This window comes from Hominimerdicola alba (assembly GCF_900112155.1).
GTDB classification, from domain to species: Bacteria; Bacillota; Clostridia; order Oscillospirales; family Ruminococcaceae; genus Hominimerdicola; species Hominimerdicola alba_D.
The window spans coordinates 160,626-179,081 of sequence record NZ_FOKQ01000002.1 but is presented as its reverse complement, the minus strand read 5'-3'; the positions used below and the strand labels follow the sequence as shown (position 1 = coordinate 179,081).

The following is an 18,456-nucleotide window of genomic DNA, read 5'->3' as shown; positions in this document are numbered from 1 at the left end:
GATTGACATTAAAAATTGTTTTTGATATACTCTTTATTACCGATAAAAATATTTGACTATAGGAGGTTAAGTATGAACGACAAGGGACTTCGTGAACTAATCGAAAACGGCAGAGGAAACGAAAGCAACATCTGCCAGATATACGCATTTAAAGACGGCGAACCTGCTTTAAGTTTCTGCCGAAGCGGCTTTAAAGAAGACGATGCAATGCACGTTATGTCCGTGACCAAGGGCATTATGGCACTTCTTGAAGGCATCGCCGAAGACAATGGCTTTATCTCGGGAGCTGACTGCAAAGTTCTGGATCTCTTCCCCGATTACACTGTCAAGCGCTGCGAAAAGACCATTTATGATGTTACGCTGAAACATCTGCTGACCATGACTGCGCCTTACAAATACAGGAGCGAACCGTGGACGAAAATCTGCACCTCGGATGACTGGACGAAAGCCGCCCTCGACCTGCTTGGCGGACGTTCGGGCATCACAGGCGAGTTCAAATACGCCACCCTCGGTATACAGATACTTTCGGGGGTCATCGAAAAAGCCTCGGGAATGACCTGCCTTGAATTCGCCAACAAATACCTTTTCAAGCCCCTTGGAATACAGGAGATAAGTTCTCACGGTGACAGTTCAAAGGAAGACCAGTTCGATTATCTGATGAACAAAGCACCCAGAAAACACGAGTGGTACACCGACCCTCAGGGCACTGTAACCGCGGGCTGGGGTCTTACCCTCTCCGCTCGGGATATGGCCGGGATAGGTCAGATGGTGCTAAGCGGCGGTGAATACGAGGGAAAGCGTATTATATCTGAAGCCCGCATAAACGAGATAACTTCCCCAATGCAGAAGCTCCCCAAGACCTTCGGCAATATGTACTATGGATATCTATGGTATACTCCCCGCAAAGGCGACGGTGTCTGCGCCGCTATCGGTGACGGCGGAAACATGATATATGTAAACAGGGATAAGAATATCTCCGTCGGTGTGACGGGAACTTTCAAGCCGCGTATCTTCGACAGACTTGAATTTATCGAGAAAAATATCATCCCCATGACAGACTGATATACAAAAGCAGCTCTTTGAGTTTTCATCAAAGAGCTGCACTTTTTATACAGTTTAGCCGAGTACCTATCAGATGAACGACTCAGGCGCAGTGTGTGCGCTGCTTTCGTTCTTGACGATCTCAACCTTGTTGTAAACGTCCATACCTGTACCTGCGGGTATGAGCTTACCGATGATAACGTTCTCCTTAAGACCCTGGAGCTTATCGGTCTTGCCCCTGATAGCTGCGTCTGTAAGAGCCTTTGTGGTCTCCTGGAAGGACGCTGCGGACAGGAAGCTGTCGGAGTAGCTTGAAGCCTTGGTGATACCCTGGAGAACAGGCAGAGTTGTGATGAGTCTTGCGCTCTCGTCGCCAGCATCGATCTGCTGCTGTATCTCTTCGTTTATCCTGTCAACTTCGTACTTGTCAACCAGCTCGCCGGGGAGTCTGTAGCTTGAACCTGGATCGTCGATCTTGACTTTTCTCATCATCTGGCGAACGATAACTTCGATATGCTTATCGTTGATATCAACACCCTGCAGACGGTAAACCTTCTGAACTTCGGTGATGATGTAGTTCTGTACAGCCTTTTCGCCGTTAACAGCCAGTATATCAGCAGGGTTGATGGAACCCTCGGTGAGAGGCTCACCGGGTATAACGGTCTGACCGTCTCTTACTCTGATCTTATAGCCGTAAGGTATAGGATAAGTCTCGAATGCGGGCTCGATGCGTCCGTTGGGAATGATATCCTCGGTTACGGTGATCTGCTTGGTCTTCTTGATTTCCTCGATGCGAACTACGCCGCCGATCTTGGAGATGATAGCTGCACCCTTGGGCTTTCTGGACTCGAACAGTTCCTCGACACGGGGAAGACCCTGTGTGATATCTTCTGCCGATGCGATACCACCGGTATGGAATGTTCTCATGGTCAGCTGTGTACCGGGCTCACCGATGGACTGTGCGGAGATAACGCCGACAGCTTCACCGACCTGAACAACGCTGCCGTTAGCCAGGTTTGCACCGTAGCACTTAGCGCAGACGCCGTTTCTTGCCTTACACTGCAGTACCGATCTGATCTGGATAGAGGTCTTGCCCTCTTCTTCCAGTGCAGCAACGATCTTGGAAGCGTCATGCTCGCTTATCAGCTTATCCTTGGAGCAGATCAGCTCGCCTGTCTTGGGATCCTTGAGGGATTCAACAAGGTATCTGCCCACAAGTCTCTCGCTGAGAGGCTCGATCATTTCGTTGCCGTTCTTGATATCGAATATCTCGATACCGATAGTAGTACCGCAATCCTTGTGTCTGATGATAACGTCCTGAGAAACGTCAACAAGACGTCTTGTCAGGTAACCCGAGTCAGCGGTACGCAAAGCGGTATCAGCCAGACCCTTACGAGCGCCTCGGGAGGAGATGAAGTATTCCAGTATGTTCAGACCCTCACGATAGTTAGCCCTGATAGGCATCTCGATGGTAGAACCTGATGTATTTGCGATCAGTCCACGCATACCTGCCAGCTGTCTGATCTGGTTTATCGAACCACGGGCACCGGAGTCCGCCATCATATGGATAGGATTGTGCTCGGTGTCGTAGCTTGCTTTCAGTGCGTCTGTTACCTTATCGGTAGCTGCGTTCCAGATTTCGATGAACTTCTTGGACTTCTCTTCTCTGGAGATATAACCTCTCTTGTACTGCTTGTCTACCTTTTCAACCAGAGCGTCAGCTTCTGCGAGGATATCCTTCTTGGAAGCGGGGATATCAGCGTCGCATACCGCAACGGTGATGGCAGACTTGGTGGAGTACTTATAGCCCAGTGCCTTGATGTTATCAAGAACCTCGGAAGTAGTTGTAGTACCGTGTCTCTGTATACATCTGTCGATGATGTCGCCCAGCTGCTTCTTCTTAACCAGGAAGTTAACTTCCAGGTCGAACTGCTTCTCGGAGCTTGTTCTGTCAACATAGCCAAGATTCTGAGGAATGATGGAGTTGAAGATAAGTCTGCCGACGGTGGCATCGATGATCTTGGATACGGTCTTTTCGCCTATCTGACGGGTGATCCTTACCTTGATGGCAGCGTGGAGAGTTACATCGTGGTTATCATAAGCCATGATAGCCTCGTTGACATCTCTGAACACCTTGCCCTCACCGGGCTCGCCTGTCTTCTGGAGAGTCAGGTAGTAGGAACCCAGCAGCATATCCTGAGAAGGAACAGCCACAGGACGTCCGTCGGAAGGTTTCAGCAGGTTGTTGGCAGCCAGCATGAGGAATCTAGCCTCAGCCTGTGCCTCAACGGATATAGGCAGATGCACAGCCATCTGGTCGCCATCGAAGTCGGCGTTGAACGCTGTACATACCAGAGGGTGCAGCTTGATAGCTCTGCCCTCAACGAGTATAGGCTCGAATGCCTGGATACCCAGTCTGTGCAGTGTAGGCGCACGGTTCAGCATTACAGGGTGACCCTGAATTACGTTCTCCAGAGCATCCCAAACCTCGGGGCGTGCTCTCTCGACTGCTTTTCTTGCGCTCTTTATATTTATCTGAGGATTTGTGTCAACCAGTCTCTTCATTACGAAGGGCTTGAACAGTTCCAGTGCCATCTCCTTAGGCAGACCGCACTGATACATCTTCAGCTCAGGGCCTACGACGATAACGGAACGTCCCGAGTAGTCAACACGCTTACCCAGCAGGTTCTGACGGAAACGTCCCTGCTTACCTTTAAGCATATCCGAAAGGGACTTGAATGCCCTGTTGTTCGGACCTGTAACAGGTCTGCCGTGTCTGCCGTTGTCTATCAGCGCGTCAACAGCCTCCTGGAGCATTCTCTTCTCGTTTCTCACGATGATATCGGGAGCTTCGAGTTCCAGCATTCTCTTGAGACGGTTGTTTCTGTTTATAACTCTTCTGTAGAGGTCGTTCAGGTCGGAGGTAGCATATCTGCCGCCGTCCAGCATAACCATAGGTCTGATATCGGGGGGGATAACGGGAACAACGTCCAGTATCATCCACTCAGGTCTGTTGCCTGATACCCTGAATGCCTCAACGATCTCAAGTCTCTTCAGCAGCTTGATCTTCTTCTGACCTGCGGGCAGCTCTTTCAGCTCCTCCTTCAGTTCTTCGGAAAGCTTATCGAGGTCGATCTCCTCCAGCAGCTGCTTGATAGCCTCAGCACCCATGCCTGCCTTGAAATCGCTCTCGTCATACTTTACCAGCAGATCGTTATACTCCTGCTCGGTAAGCAGCTTGCCCTTTTCAAGATCGGTGTTGCCGGGGTCGATAACTACATACTTTGTGAAATAGAGCACTTCTTCAAGTCTCTTCTGAGAGATCTCCAGCATCTGTCCGATACGGGAGGGTGTGCCCTTGAAGTACCAGATATGGGATACAGGTGCAGCCAGCTCGATGTGACCCATTCTCTCACGTCTTACCTTAGCCCTTGTTACCTCAACGCCGCAGCGCTCGCATATCTTGCCTTTGAAGCGTATCTTCTTATACTTACCGCAGTGACACTCCCAGTCCTTGTGTGGTCCGAATATCCTTTCGCAGAAAAGACCGTCCTTTTCGGGTTTCTGTGTACGGTAGTTTATGGTTTCGGGTCTTGTTACCTCACCGTAAGACCATTCTCTGATCTTTTCGGGAGATGCCAGTCCGATCTTTATTGATTCAAATACATTAAAATCCAACAGCGATACCCCTTCCTTTATTTAGAAGTTGAAACCGGACCAAGAGACACCCTGTGCCTCTTGTCCTGTTTACCAATGATTAATTATTGTCGTACATGGACGTTTCCTGTTTTATTCAAACAGATCGTCCTCATCAACGTCACCGGTGTAGCTGTCGTGGAGATAATCGTCGTCTCCCTCGTCGCCGTCGCCGTAGTCGTAATCGTCGCTGCCGCTGCTGCCGTAATCGTCAAGATCACCGCGGTCGAGTTCGGAAGTACCGTCCTCGTCCTCAGCGCCGAAACCGTCGCCGAAGTCTTCGCTCTCTGCGGACATCTTGGTATTGTCATCAGCGTAGTGTGTAGGAATGAGATCGTCATCATCATCGAACTTCTGCTTGAGGTCGATCTCTTCGTTATTGATATTGAGAACCTTGATATCAAGGCACAGGGACTGCAGTTCCTTGATAAGTACCTTGAACGCCTCGGGCACGCCGGGGTTAGGAACGTTCTGACCCTTAACGATAGCCTCGTAGGTCTTGACACGTCCGTTCAGGTCGTCCGACTTAACGGTCAGTATCTCCTGCAGAGTATAAGCTGCGCCGTAAGCTTCCAGAGCCCAAACTTCCATCTCACCGAAACGCTGGCCGCCGAACTGAGCCTTACCGCCGAGAGGCTGCTGTGTTACCAGTGAGTAAGGACCAACGGAACGTGCGTGTATCTTATCGTCAACGAGGTGGTGGAGCTTGAGGTAGTACATATAACCAACAGTAACGCGGTTATCGAACTTCTCACCTGTTCTGCCGTCGTATACGGTGAACTTACCGTCCTCGCTCATGCTCAGTGCGTTGGGGTTGATGACCTCATCCATGGGGTGTATCTCGAAGTCGTCATCCTTGTGCTCGAGATAGTTCTGCTGAGCCATCTTGAAGCACTCACGGATATCAGACTCGTGTGCGCCGTCGAATACAGGGGTCATTATCTTCCAGCCAAGTGCCTTTGCAGCCATACCCAGATGAACTTCAAGAACCTGACCGATATTCATACGTGAAGGCACGCCCAGGGGGTTCAGACAGATATCCAGAGGAGTACCGTCTTCCAGGAAAGGCATATCCTCCTGAGGGAGTATACGTGAAACGACACCCTTGTTACCGTGACGACCCGCCATCTTATCGCCGACAGAGATCTTTCTCTTCTGTGCGATGTAGCATCTTACCAGCATATTTACTCCGGGAGAAAGCTCATCGCAGTTATCCCTTGTAAATACTCTTACTTCTATAATAGTACCTGCTTCGCCGTGAGGTACCTTCAGGGAGTTATCCCTTACTTCTCTTGCCTTTTCACCGAAGATCGCTCTCAGCAGTCTTTCCTCGGCAGTCAGCTCGGTCTCGCCCTTAGGTGTTACCTTACCAACGAGGATATCGCCCGAGCGGACCTCAGCACCTATTCTGATGATACCGTTCTCGTCCAGATCCTTCAGAGCGTCATCGCCAACGTTGGGGATATCTCTTGTGATCTCCTCAGGTCCCAGCTTGGTATCTCTTGCTTCGGTCTCAAGGTCTTCGATGTGGATAGATGTGTACTTATCCTGCTTTACAAGGTTCTCGTTCAGCAGAACGGCGTCCTCGTAGTTGTAACCTTCCCAGGTCATGAAGCCGATGAGTGCGTTCTTACCAAGTGAAAGCTCGCCGTTGGAAGTAGCGGGGCCGTCACCGATTATCTGGTGAGCCTCGATGCGCTCGCCCTTGTCAACGATAGGTCTCTGGTTTGTGCAGGTACCTGCGTTGGATCTCTTGAACTTGGTCAGCTCGTAGGTGTGCATATTGCCGTCGTCCTCGCGGATAACGATCTTGTCAGCGTCAACGCTTTCAACAACACCTGCCTTGGTGGAAACCACTGCAACACCGGAGTCGATACAAGCCTTGTACTCCATACCTGTACCAACGATAGGAGACTCGGTCTTCAGCAGCGGCACAGCCTGCCTCTGCATGTTCGATCCCATCAGCGCACGGTTCGCGTCATCGTTCTCCAGGAAGGGGATACAAGCTGTAGCGACGGAAACGACCATCTTAGGAGATACGTCCATGAAGTCGATCTTGCTGTTCTCGATCTCAAGGATCTGGTCTCTGTATCTGCCGTTTACCTTAGGTCTTGCGAACTTGTGGTCTTCGGTCAGGGGCTCGTTTGCCTGAGCTACCATGAAGTTGTCCTCGACATCGGCAGTCATATATACTACCTCGTCGGTAACAACGCCTGTCTCCTTGTCAACTCTTCTGTAAGGAGCCTCGATGAAGCCGTACTTGTTTATTCTTGCGAATGATGCCAGATAGGAGATCAGACCGATGTTAGGTCCTTCAGGAGTCTCGATAGGGCACATTCTGCCGTAGTGTGTATAGTGAACGTCACGAACCTCGAATCCGGCTCTGTCTCTCGACAGACCTCCGGGACCCAGGGCGGAAAGTCTTCTCTTGTGAGTCAGCTCAGCAAGAGGGTTGTTCTGATCCATGAACTGTGACAGAGGAGAAGAACCGAAGAACTCTCTGATAGCCGCAGTGATGGGTCTTATATTTATCAGTGCAGTAGGAGTGATTACCTCGCTGTCCTGCGACTGGATATTCATTCTCTCACGGATAACTCTTTCCATTCTGGTGAAGCCGATGCGGAACTGGTTCTGCAGCAGCTCGCCTACGGAACGGATACGTCTGTTGCCCAGGTGGTCGATATCATCAACATCGCCAACGCCGTCGCACAGATTGAGGAAGTAGGAGATAGTAGCTACGATATCATCGATAACGATGTGCTTGGGAACCAGGTCATCGCCTCTGTTCCTGATCTCTTCCTTGATCTCCTCGGGATCATCGGTGCTTTCGAGGATTTCTCTCAGCACTGCGAAGCTTACCTTCTCGTTGATGCCGCACTCAGCAGGATCAAAGTCAACATAAGCCTGCATATCAACCATGCCGCTGCCTATGATCTTTACTTCCTTGTCCACCATTCTGGTGATGGTCTCGCCTGTGGGAGCAGTCTCGTACTCCTTTACCTCGACGGTAACATAAGCTTCCTTAACACCCGCAGTCTCGATCTCCATAGCCTTCTCGTAGCTGATGAGGTCGCCCTCTTCTGCCAGAACTTCGCCTGTCATGGGAGCTATAACGGGTCTTGTTATCTTATGGCCAACAAGTCTGGAGCCTACGCCCAGCTTCTTGTTGTACTTGTATCTGCCGAATCTCGACAGGTCATATCTCTTTGCATCGAAGAACAGATTGTTCAGATGTGTCTCAGAGGACTCTACCGTGGGAGGCTCGCCGGGACGGAGCTTCTGGTATACCTGCAGCAGAGCTTCTTCGCGGTTAGCGGTCTGATCCTTCTGCATGATGGTCTGGGTCAGTCTCTCGTCAACACCGAAAGTAGCCTCGATCTCCTCATTTGTACCAAAGCCGAGAGCACGGATAAATGTGGTTATCGGGATCTTTCTGTTCTTATCTATACGGACATAAACGACATCGTTCGAGTCCATTTCATACTCGAGCCATGCACCTCTGTTAGGTATAACGGTGGTCTTGAACAGATCCTTACCGGTCTTGTCCTTATCAAAGGCATAATAAACACCGGGAGAACGTACCAGCTGAGATACGATAACACGCTCTGCACCGTTGATAACGAAGGTACCGCTGTCGGTCATCTTAGGGAACTCGCCCATAAAGACCTCTGACTCCTTGATCTCTCCTGTTTCGAGATTGTTCAGTCTTGCGGTAACTCTCAGGGGAACAGCGTACGTTGCATCTCTTGCCTTGCACTCTGCGATGGTATACTTTGAATTTTCATCAAAGCGGTATCCAACGAAAGTCAGCTCCAGATTACCGTTGTAATCTGTGATCGACGAAACATCTCTGAAAACCTCCTTGAGTCCCTCGTCCAGAAACCACTGATACGAGTTCTTCTGCACCTCGATGAGGTTAGGCATTTCCAGGACTTCGTTGATCTTGGCAAAGCTTTTTCTGGTATTCTTACCAAGTCTTACGTCCTTGACATTAACCATAGGCTCGATCACTCCTTAATTTATTTCGATAACTTTGTGAACGTTTTGTAAAACCGTGTTTTTCACCCTCTTGACACGGGATGAAGAAGCACTTCACAAACTGGAACTTTGCCCTGTTTTAGCACTTTTTCAGGCGTAATGTTCCATTATGATACAGTATAAAATTATATCACAGACTTTTCTCCTTGTCAAGTCTTTTTCATTGACCCCACCCCCTCCCGACCCATTTTCGCCGCTTTTAACAAAAACCTTAACACTACTAGCCTCAAAGTTTTACAATGACAATTCATACAAAATACGGTAAATTTTTTGTTAACATATCCATTTTCTGTAAGTAGATAGCTTTTGATATTATTCTGTTGTCAAGATGCTGTATTAAAGATGTGTCCCCATACAGTACACATGCCGCTTTTTGTACCGTAGTTACAGCAAGCGACCGCCTGCGTCGTGCGCATGGAAGACTTTATATAAACGGTCAGTGACCGATAAAAAAGGTATTCTTACCATCACCCTTTTAGGGCGGAAAAGTTGTACGTTTTTGTACAACTCTTGCAGAAATATGTCCGGGTAAAATATAAAAACATTTGTTTGTACAAGATCTGCGGTGTGGATTTATGGGATATCCACAACAAAAAATGCGTCCGCAGGTTAAGACGGGTACGCATATAGAAGTTTTGCCCCGAAGCACTTCAAAGTGCTTCGGGGCATTGTATTTTATACAACTGCTAAGACAAATCATAATTTAGATTATAATGTCTTTACCATATAGCCGCAAGTAAATGGAAAAAAATCGAATTTCATTGTGCCAATATGAGTAAAGCCTTTATCCTCGTACCATTTTCGTAATATCTTATTCTCTTCAACGATTCCGATATTGATTTTAACGCACCCCATTTTTTTTGCTCGAATTATAGCATCATCTAACAATGCGGTACCGATATTATTATGTCTATAATCGGGAAGGACACTTAGGTTATTCAGCTCACATTGATTATCTTCCTGCAAAAGTAAGGAATAATATCCAACTATTACCTTATTATCCAAATAGTATGCAACCATTATTCTATGTTCATTATCCAATTGGTAGTACAGTCTATCGTTCGATATAGCGAATGCTGTAAATCGGGGTGCATTTTCTGAAGTGAATCCGAACTCATCAGCAACAGTCATAAAGCTGTCTTTAATAACAGAGACACAATTCGGTATATCACTTCGATCAATTTCCTTAATCATGTTTTTCACCTCTAAATTTCGATTTGGTACAGGTTTATGTTAGTTACCATTATAGCACGTCATCTATGCACTGTCGATAGAAACGCCATAGTACTTCTGACTTTGCATCAGAAATACCATGGCTTAATGCTTCTATATCAGCGCCGCCCTTATGCGAACGCACTTATTCTTATCACTCATTCCAGTATTTTCTGTCAAGACTTCTGTACATCACCGTCTGCATGACGTGGGCTTCGGTTATCATTTCGCTGTTATCCATATCAGCCACCGTCCGCGCCACTTTCATCATCTTGTCATAGGCACGTCCCGAAAGACCCAGATTATCAAACACCTTTCCCAGAGTGTTCCGCGCTTCATCGGTCATCTGACAGTACTCATGCAGTCTGTCGGGAGTTATCCGCGCGTTGCAGGTTATGGAAGTCCCCTCAAATCTCGCTGTCTGGATATTTCTGGCTTTCTGCACCCTCTCCCTTATGGCCGCCGAGGATTCTTCTTTCTGGGGCGATGACAGGTCGCCGTACTCAACAGGCTCGACTTCGATATGCACATCGAATCTGTCAAGCAGAGGTCCGCTTATCTTGTTGAGATAGTTCACCACCTGCTTGTGTGAGCATATGCATTTTCTGGTAGGGTGCCCGAAATATCCGCAGGGACAGGGATTCATGGCACCTATCAGCATAAATGAGCATGGGTAGGTTATGGTGCCGAAAGCGCGGGATATTGTCACCTGCTGGTCTTCGATGGGCTGGCGCAGTATCTCCAGCGAAGCTCTTGAAAATTCAGCCATTTCATCAAGGAACAGCAGTCCGTTGTGGGCAAGGGATATCTCCCCGGGTTTGGGTATGCTTCCGCCCCCTGCAAGACCAGCTGTTGAAACCGTATGGTGGGGCGCACGGAAAGGTCTCACCGTTATAAGCGGTGCATTTTTGTCGATATGCCCCGCCACGGAATGTATCTTGGTGGTCTCGATGGATTCTTCAAAGGTCATGGCAGGCAGTATCGATGGCATACGCTTTGAAAGCATGGATTTGCCCGAGCCCGGAGAACCCACCATAAGCACGTTGTGACCGCCCGCCGCCGCAACTTCCAGTGCACGCTTTGCAAAGCTCTGTCCGCGGACATCGGCAAAGTCCAGATTGCCGTAACAGCTGACTTTTTCGGGCTTATAGGGCTGTGCGGGAACTATCTCCGCCTTGCCCGCCAGATGATATACCAGTTCACCCAGGGACCCAACGCCCATGCAGTCAATACCCTCAACAACCGATGCTTCACGCAGGTTGTCCAGCGGCACGAATATCCTGTCCATGCCGTTTTCTCTCGCCATTATGGTCATGGGAAGAACACCCTGAACAGCACGTATCTCGCCATTCAGCGCAACTTCGCCTATGAACACCGACTTCTGCATATACTCGTTGTCGGATATCCCCATTATCCTCAGCACAGATACCGCTATGGCAAGGTCGTGCACCGCCCCTGTCTTTTTAACATCGGCGGGAGCGAGGTTCACCAGCACCCTGGCTTCGGGGAAATTTATGCCGCTGCTGCGGAAAGCCGAGCGTATCCTCTCGCGGCTCTCCTTTACCGAGATATCAGCCATTCCCACGATATCAAAGGATTCAAGCCCCTCGGAGCTCTCTATCTCCACCGTCACGGGAAAAGCATTCAGCCCAGCAGACCAAGGCTGTTTATCCGCGCACACATCAGCTTTCGCCCTCTGCTTTTTCGGGCATTATACCGTCATAGAAATCCAGTACGTCCCTGTATACCTCCTCTTTGTTTAGTTCATTGATGAGCTCGTGCCTTGCGCCGTTGTATATCTTCATCTCAGCGTCGCAATCGTAAAGGCGGAGCTTGTTGTATACTTTCAGCACACCCCTGCCGCAGTCGCCCACAGGGTCTTTGCTGCCCGAAATTATATAGGTGGGGAGCTCTTTGGGGTATTCCTCGAACCACTTGTTCCTGTTGACGTAGTAGTTCACACCCACCAGATTTTCAAAGCCGTTCACCGTAAAGCTGAAATTGCAGTAGGGGTCGGCAACATATTTTTTCAGCTCTTCCTCGTCGCGGTTGAGCCAGCCGCCGCCGTCCCTGCCCGACTTTGAATTGTATATGCCGTATTTTCCGAACATGGCTTTATCCGTAAGGGGCGGTCTGAATCTGCTGCCCTTTACTTTTCTGATACCCTGCAAGTAAAGCATCAGCTGAGGTTCAACACCCAGCAGCGCACCTGTGCCGCTGAATATAACACCGTCCAGTTCATCGGGATATGAAGTAACATAAGCCCTGCCCAGCAGACTTCCCATGCTGTGGGCGAACATGAAGTAAGGCAGGTCGGGGTACTGCTTTTTCATTATTCTGGTGAGACGGTGCATATCCGCCAGACAGTGCTGCCAGCCCTTGCGCTCGCTGATGAAGCCCCTCTCCTGATTCTCATTTGGGTCGATGACACCGTCCTTTTCCTCAGCCAGCTTAGCGGCAGTCATGCCGTGTCCCAGATGGTCATTTCCCACCACCAGATAGCCGTTATCGTTCAGCCATCTTGCAAAACCGCGGTAGCGGCGCACGTACTCGCACATACCATGTACAAGCTGTATCACAGCCTTTGGCTGCAAGCCCTTTTTGGTGTATATCTCATAGTATATCTTCTTTCCCGTATCGCTGGACGGGAAATATTTTTTCTCGGTGATGTATTCGCTGTTTGACATAGTTTGTACCTCCTCACAGTTTATTATTTATTTAACAGTCTCCTGAGAGCCTGCTGTGTCCTTTCTTTTTGAAAGAAGTGATCTTCACAGGGGTTGCGCAGAGAATGCTGCAATGCGTCCGCATCTTTGATGATCTCATCAAAGGAATCTCCTGTCACATCCTTGTCACTGTGATTGTATATACCGCCGTATATCAGCCGTTTATCTTCATCGCTGAAACCTCGGATACCCGAAAGTATCTCGTTCATCGCATACTCCGCACATTTGTGGGCATGGTCTGCGGTATCCTCATCTGGATAGATATAGCAGTAAAGATCGTGGAGTATCCCCGCTGTCTCCGCAAGTTCTGCCATTTCACGGGAATAGCCTTGTTTAATAGCGATAGTCGCCGCCATCAGTCCTACACCGTAAAGGTGGATATACGCACAGCGCTTCTGCTCCTCGTCCTTTATCTGTTTTAAAAGCGTATCGACGATCTCACGGACTTCGTCTATCCTAGTGTACTGCCGCACGTACTGTTCCGACATTTTTATTCCTCCCTAAAGGTTTTGATGATCAGGCGAGCGCTGCCATGCTATCTGTTTGCCGTGTCATTCCTCTTCCCGCTTTTTATCAAAATCCTCATAGACATTTTCTTCGATAGTACAGCTGTCTTTTCCGATAGTCACCACATTTCCCGTACTGCCGATCAGCTTTTCGCCGCCTTCGGTGAACACGAACTCACAGCCCTCGTCAAGATCAAGGCTGTATCTCTTTTCCCCTGTCTCCGCGGAGTATACATCAAGGAAAAATGCAGAGCGCTCGCTCCTTTCAGCGAACCTGTAGCCTAAGCAGGCTATGCTGTCATGCTTTTCCACATAGCAGATATCGGTATAATGGGAGCCGGGCTCGTTTTCAGCTGTCCAGAGCTCTTCCCCCACCAGTGAATGGCACCGCAGTCCGCCCTGAAACACCGAGCTGTACACCATTTCGCCGCCAAAGCAGAAACTCATCAGGCTTTTTTGGGATGCGACAACTGCACCCGCCCATGTGAGCCGTCCTTTGTGATCCATCCTTATCTCATGCTCGCTGTGGGGGAATATCTTTTCAACACCCTTTTCGGTGGATATTATACTGCCGTCTTCAAGGGATATGGTATACAGCACCGACGAAGCGGTTATGGCATAAAGCACCTTGTCATCAGCACTGAAATACAAGCGCTGTATCTGCTTGACCTCTTTGGTGTTCCAAAGGGCTTTGCCGCTTTCCACCTCGTAGAGAGTTATGCCGAACCTGCCGTAAGCCGCCGCCGCGAAAAGCTTTCCGCTGTCGGTCATGCACAGCCTGTCACCGCCGAAATCCAGCTTTGTATCGTACTCCCCAAGCTTTTCGCCAGTAGATGCATCGAAAGCCGCAACCTTTTTCTCAAATTCTGCCGCAAGAAAGAATCTACCGCTGTTTGAAGCCTTCATTTGTCTTATAAACATTTCGTTCTCTCCTCGGTCTTGATATCGTAATAAGTTTACTGTAATTATACCACAAAAGTTTCCAATAATCAAGCTGTTTAGCTAAAGATTTTTGTTGAATATCCAAAAATCGTTGGTTTGATTGCTTATGAATGTTAAAAAAAATCTATCCCCCTTGAAAAAATATTTTATTATGGTATAATAGATATGTACGTGCGGAGTGGTATCCGCATAACATAAGGATAAAGATGATCGATTTTCCGTGGTGTGGAAAGAAATAACTGATGAGGTGATAATAATGAGCAAAGAAACTGAACTCTACAAGCTCTGGTGTGAAAAGGCTGTGGAAGATCCCGACCTCGTAGCTGAACTTAAGTCTGTTGAGGGCGATGACGAAGCTATCCTCGACCGTTTTTACAGAGACCTTGAATTCGGTACAGGCGGACTGCGCGGGGTAATAGGCGCAGGCTCCTACAGACTGAATATCTATACTATCAGACGTGCAACACAGGGTCTTGCTGACTATGTCAACCAGACATTCAAGAATGCAAGCGTTGCTATCTCCTACGATTCAAGAATAAAGTCGGACGTATTTGCCAAGGCTACTGCGGCTGTTATGGCGGCAAACGGCATCAAGGCATATATCTACTCCGAGCTCATGCCCACTCCCTGCCTTTCTTGGGCAGTAAGAGAACTGGGCTGTCAGGCTGGTGTTATGGTAACAGCTTCCCATAACCCCGCTAAGTACAACGGCTATAAGGTATACGGCGAGGACGGCTGTCAGCTGACCATCGACGCTGCCAATGTAGTTACCGAAAAGATCGAATCCGTTGATATGTTCGGCGGTGCTAAGTTCATCGACTTTGAAGAGGGTCTGAAGAGCGGCATGATCGAGTACATCGGTCAGGACGTTATCGACAAGTACCTTGATAAGGTAGCTGAGCAGGGCATACATACCGATCTGGTTGCTGACAGCGGTCTGAAGGTAGTATATACACCTCTCAACGGCACAGGCAACAAGCCCGTAAGAGCAATACTCAATAAGATCGGCATCAAGGAAGTTACTGTAGTTCCCGAGCAGGAGAACCCTGACGGCAATTTCCCCACCTGTCCTTTCCCGAACCCTGAGATCAAGGAAGCTCTGGCAAAGGGTCTTGAACTCTGCGAGACTGTAAAGCCCGATCTGCTGCTGGCTACCGATCCTGACTGTGATCGTGTAGGCATTGCAGTTCCCGCTCCCGACGGCAGCTATGTACTGTTCTCGGGTAATGAAGTCGGCGCTATGCTGCTGAAGTACATCTGCCAGGAGAGAACAGCACTCGGCACCATGCCCAAGAACCCTGTTGCAGTAAAGACCATCGTTACCACAGATATCTGCAGAAAGATAGCTGAGGAATACGGTGTTGAGCTGAGAAACGTACTCACAGGCTTCAAGTTCATCGGTGAGCAGATAGGCTTCCTGGAGAAGGACAACGAGGCTGACAGATACATCTTCGGTTATGAGGAGAGCTACGGTTATCTTGCAGGTTCTTATGTACGCGACAAGGACGCAGTTGTAGCTTCCATGCTGATATGCGAGATGGCAGCATTCTACCGCACCAAAGGCATCACACTGCTTCAGGCAAGGGAGAATCTCTACAACGAGTACGGCAACTATCTCCACAGCCAGGAATCCTTCCAGTGCGAGGGCGCAAGCGGCATGGAGAAGATGAAGGAGATCATGGCAGGTCTGAGGACAAACGGTCCCAAGGAGATCGGCGGACTGAAAGTCACCGTTTTTGCAGACTACAAGGTTTCCGAGCAGACAGATATCGCAACAGGCGCAAAGACAGTTCTTACACTGCCCAAGTCCGATGTACTGGTATTCGAGCTTGAGCAGGGAGCAAGCGTTATCATCAGACCTTCGGGCACAGAGCCCAAGATCAAGGCTTACTACACCGCTATCGGTGATACAAGAGCCGCTGCTGAGAAGACCGAAGCTGCTCTGAAGGCAGACTTCAAGAAGATACTCGGCTTCTGATAAATATTATTACCCGCAGAGACAGTGGTCTTTGCGGGTATTTTTATTTACTGTCATCAGATATTTTTGTGTTTTTGGGGCGGGGGTGGTCTTTATCCTATTCCTCGTCCTCTTCCTCGTCTTCATCTTCATACTTATCTTTTTCTTTGTCTATATCTTTATCGGCATTTTTGGCATAGGTTCGTATGCGGTGGTATGCGGTCGCATAATTTCGTATGCGAGTGTATGCGGTCGCATAGGATCGGATGTTTTCGCTAGTATTTGGGCTATGGTCGCAACTATCATCGATATGGATTTGCCGGGATAGTCGGGGATTTGGCTATTGGCGGGAGTTTGCGAGTTGTCGCCCCTCGTTCCTCGGGTCGAGCTGTCAAAGACGCTTCGCTGTTTGACAGCGGGCGCGGCAATATTTTACGCGGATAGTTTGTGTGTATGTCAAAGTTTTGCTCACGCTCTGGATTTGAGATATTGCCGCGCCTATTGGGTCAGGAGATTGCTGTGCTATTTATTGCTTTGTTGCCACGTCGCTTTTGCGCCTTGAGTTGAGGGCTCTGCCCTCAAACTCCCGCAAGCCTGCTAGCGCGAGGCTTGACCGCGCGCTTTGATTCGCGGCATAGTTTGTCTGGTGCGCAGTTTTGTTTCCGCGAAATCCGCCAACGTTGACTGCGTCGAACGTGTCCGCCCAATTTCCGATATTTTATCCATCTATATCTTTACATTTATTAAATAGTATGCTATAATAAATTTATCTGATGCCCTCATGCACCCGCTGACTTGTTTTTTTCCTGCGGCGCATGGGTGTTATCGCGGAAAAGTTTGTTTTTCACCCGAAATTATATGAAAGAGGTAATGACTATGTCAACTAACAGCTATGAATCCCCCTTCTGCACAAGGTATGCCAGCAAGGAGATGCAGTACATCTTCTCTGCTGACAAGAAGTTCACCACCTGGAGAAAGCTCTGGGTCGCACTTGCAAGGGCTGAGATGAAGCTTGGTCTTAACGTTACTCAGGCTCAGGTAGATGAGCTTGCTGCTCACATCAACGATGTTGATTACGACAAGGCTGCTGAGTACGAAAAGAAGTTCCGCCACGATGTTATGGCTCACGTACATACCTACGGTGAGGTTTGCCCCAAAGCTAAGGCTATCATCCACATGGGTGCTACTTCCTGCTATGTAGGCGACAACACTGATGTTATCATCATGCGTGATGCACTGACCATCGTAAAGAGAAAGCTCGTTAAGGTCATCGACCAGCTGGCTAAGTTCGCTGACAAGTACAAGAGCCTGCCTTGTCTGGCTTACACACACCTCCAGCCTGCACAGCTGACCACTGTGGGCAAGAGAGCAACACTCTGGTGCAACGAGCTGGTAATGGATCTTGAAGATCTTGATTTCCAGCTTGGCAGACTGAAACTGCTGGGCTCCAAGGGTACAACAGGTACACAGGCTTCTTTCATGGAGCTTTTCCACGGTGATACTGACAAGGTAAAGGAGCTTGAAAAGCTGATAGCTGAGGAAATGGGCTTTGATGCAGTAGTTCCCGTATCAGGTCAGACATATTCCAGAAAGGTTGACTTTGCAGTATGTCAGGTACTGGCTGCTATCTCTCAGAGTGCTATGAAGTTCGGCAACGATATCAGACTTCTCCAGTCCTTCAAGGAGATCGAAGAGCCTTTCGAGAAGACCCAGATAGGTTCTTCCGCAATGGCTTACAAGCGCAACCCCATGAGAGACGAGCGTATCTGCTCACTGGCAAGATACGTTATGTGCGATGTACTGAACCCCGCTTTCACAGCAGGTACACAGTGGTTCGAGAGAACTCTGGACGATTCTGCAAACAAGCGTATCTCCGTAGCTGAGGCTTTCCTCGGTGTTGACGCTATACTCAACATCATGCTGAACGTTACCGACCCTGAGAACGGTCTGGTTGTATACGACAAGATCATCACCAAGAGAGTTATGGCTGAACTGCCTTTCATGGCTACCGAGAATGTCATTATGGACGCTTGCGAAAAGGGCGGCGACAGACAGGAGCTTCACGAGCATATCAGAAAGCTCTCCATGATCGCAGGTGCACACGTTAAGCAGGACGGTCTTGACAATGACCTGGCTGACCTCATTGCAGCTGACCCCATCTTCAAGGTAACAAGAGAAGAGCTGGCTGAGATAATGAAGCCTGAAAACTACATCGGCAGATGCCCTCAGCAGGTTGATGAGTTCATAGCTAACGTTGTAAAGCCCATCATCGATGCTAACGGCGTTTCCGATGATGTTGCGGAGATCAACGTATAATAATTAAAAGACGCTGAACTGC

The 18,456-nt window shown here is 48.9% G+C and carries 10 protein-coding genes and 1 pseudogene; 3 read left to right on the top strand and 8 right to left on the bottom strand.

Annotated features, from left to right (window positions below; all coding sequences use genetic code 11):
* Nucleotides 1–72 precede the first annotated feature (72 nt).
* Nucleotides 73–1,062 (top strand): serine hydrolase domain-containing protein, encoded by a 990-nt coding sequence (locus BM265_RS01995; RefSeq protein ID WP_074959800.1) that lies wholly within the window; start codon nucleotides 73–75, stop codon nucleotides 1,060–1,062.
* Between the two features lie 69 nt (nucleotides 1,063–1,131).
* Here the strand turns inward: BM265_RS01995 and rpoC are convergent, their stop codons facing one another.
* The 7 genes and pseudogenes from rpoC to BM265_RS01960 all read right to left on the bottom strand — a co-directional run bounded on the left by rpoC (nucleotide 1,132) and on the right by BM265_RS01960 (nucleotide 14,140).
* A complete protein-coding gene (gene rpoC / locus BM265_RS01990) occupies nucleotides 1,132–4,719 on the bottom strand; it encodes a DNA-directed RNA polymerase subunit beta' (protein ID WP_074959799.1) in 3,588 nt (1,195 codons plus the stop codon).
* A 111-nt stretch (nucleotides 4,720–4,830) separates the two neighbouring features.
* Nucleotides 4,831–8,736 carry a DNA-directed RNA polymerase subunit beta gene (gene rpoB / locus BM265_RS01985; RefSeq protein ID WP_074959798.1) on the bottom strand — a complete coding sequence of 1,302 codons (3,906 nt, stop codon included), beginning with the start codon at nucleotides 8,734–8,736 and terminating at the stop codon, nucleotides 4,831–4,833.
* A 747-nt stretch (nucleotides 8,737–9,483) separates the two neighbouring features.
* Nucleotides 9,484–9,969, bottom strand: a complete 486-nt coding sequence (locus BM265_RS01980; RefSeq protein WP_074959797.1) for a GNAT family N-acetyltransferase — start codon at nucleotides 9,967–9,969, stop codon at nucleotides 9,484–9,486.
* 172 nt (nucleotides 9,970–10,141) lie between these two features.
* Nucleotides 10,142–11,670, bottom strand: a pseudogene (locus BM265_RS01975) (YifB family Mg chelatase-like AAA ATPase).
* Nucleotides 11,670–12,674 carry an alpha/beta fold hydrolase gene (locus BM265_RS01970; protein ID WP_074959796.1) on the bottom strand — a complete coding sequence of 335 codons (1,005 nt, stop codon included), beginning with the start codon at nucleotides 12,672–12,674 and terminating at the stop codon, nucleotides 11,670–11,672. Before BM265_RS01970 ends, BM265_RS01975 begins: the two are co-directional and overlap by 1 nt.
* A 23-nt stretch (nucleotides 12,675–12,697) precedes the next feature.
* On the bottom strand, nucleotides 12,698–13,201 hold the full coding sequence (locus tag BM265_RS01965) for an HD domain-containing protein (RefSeq protein WP_074830347.1): 504 nt from the start codon (nucleotides 13,199–13,201) through the stop codon (nucleotides 12,698–12,700).
* Between the two features lie 63 nt (nucleotides 13,202–13,264).
* Nucleotides 13,265–14,140, bottom strand: a complete 876-nt coding sequence (locus tag BM265_RS01960) for an outer membrane protein assembly factor BamB family protein (RefSeq protein ID WP_074959795.1) — start codon at nucleotides 14,138–14,140, stop codon at nucleotides 13,265–13,267.
* Between the two features lie 277 nt (nucleotides 14,141–14,417).
* On the opposite strand from BM265_RS01960, the gene BM265_RS01955 reads away from it, so the two are divergent.
* Nucleotides 14,418–16,139 (top strand): phospho-sugar mutase, encoded by a 1,722-nt coding sequence (locus BM265_RS01955; protein WP_074959794.1) that lies wholly within the window; start codon nucleotides 14,418–14,420, stop codon nucleotides 16,137–16,139.
* A 9-nt stretch (nucleotides 16,140–16,148) separates the two neighbouring features.
* Here BM265_RS01955 and BM265_RS20855 read toward each other — a convergent pair whose 3' ends face one another.
* Nucleotides 16,149–16,271, bottom strand: a complete 123-nt coding sequence (locus BM265_RS20855) for a hypothetical protein (protein WP_278287596.1) — start codon at nucleotides 16,269–16,271, stop codon at nucleotides 16,149–16,151.
* Nucleotides 16,272–16,994: 723 nt separating this feature from the next.
* Here BM265_RS20855 and purB point away from each other — a divergent pair.
* Complete coding sequence (gene purB / locus BM265_RS01945) at nucleotides 16,995–18,434, top strand: adenylosuccinate lyase (RefSeq protein WP_074959792.1); 1,440 nt, start codon at nucleotides 16,995–16,997, stop codon at nucleotides 18,432–18,434.
* Nucleotides 18,435–18,456: the final 22 nt, after the last annotated feature.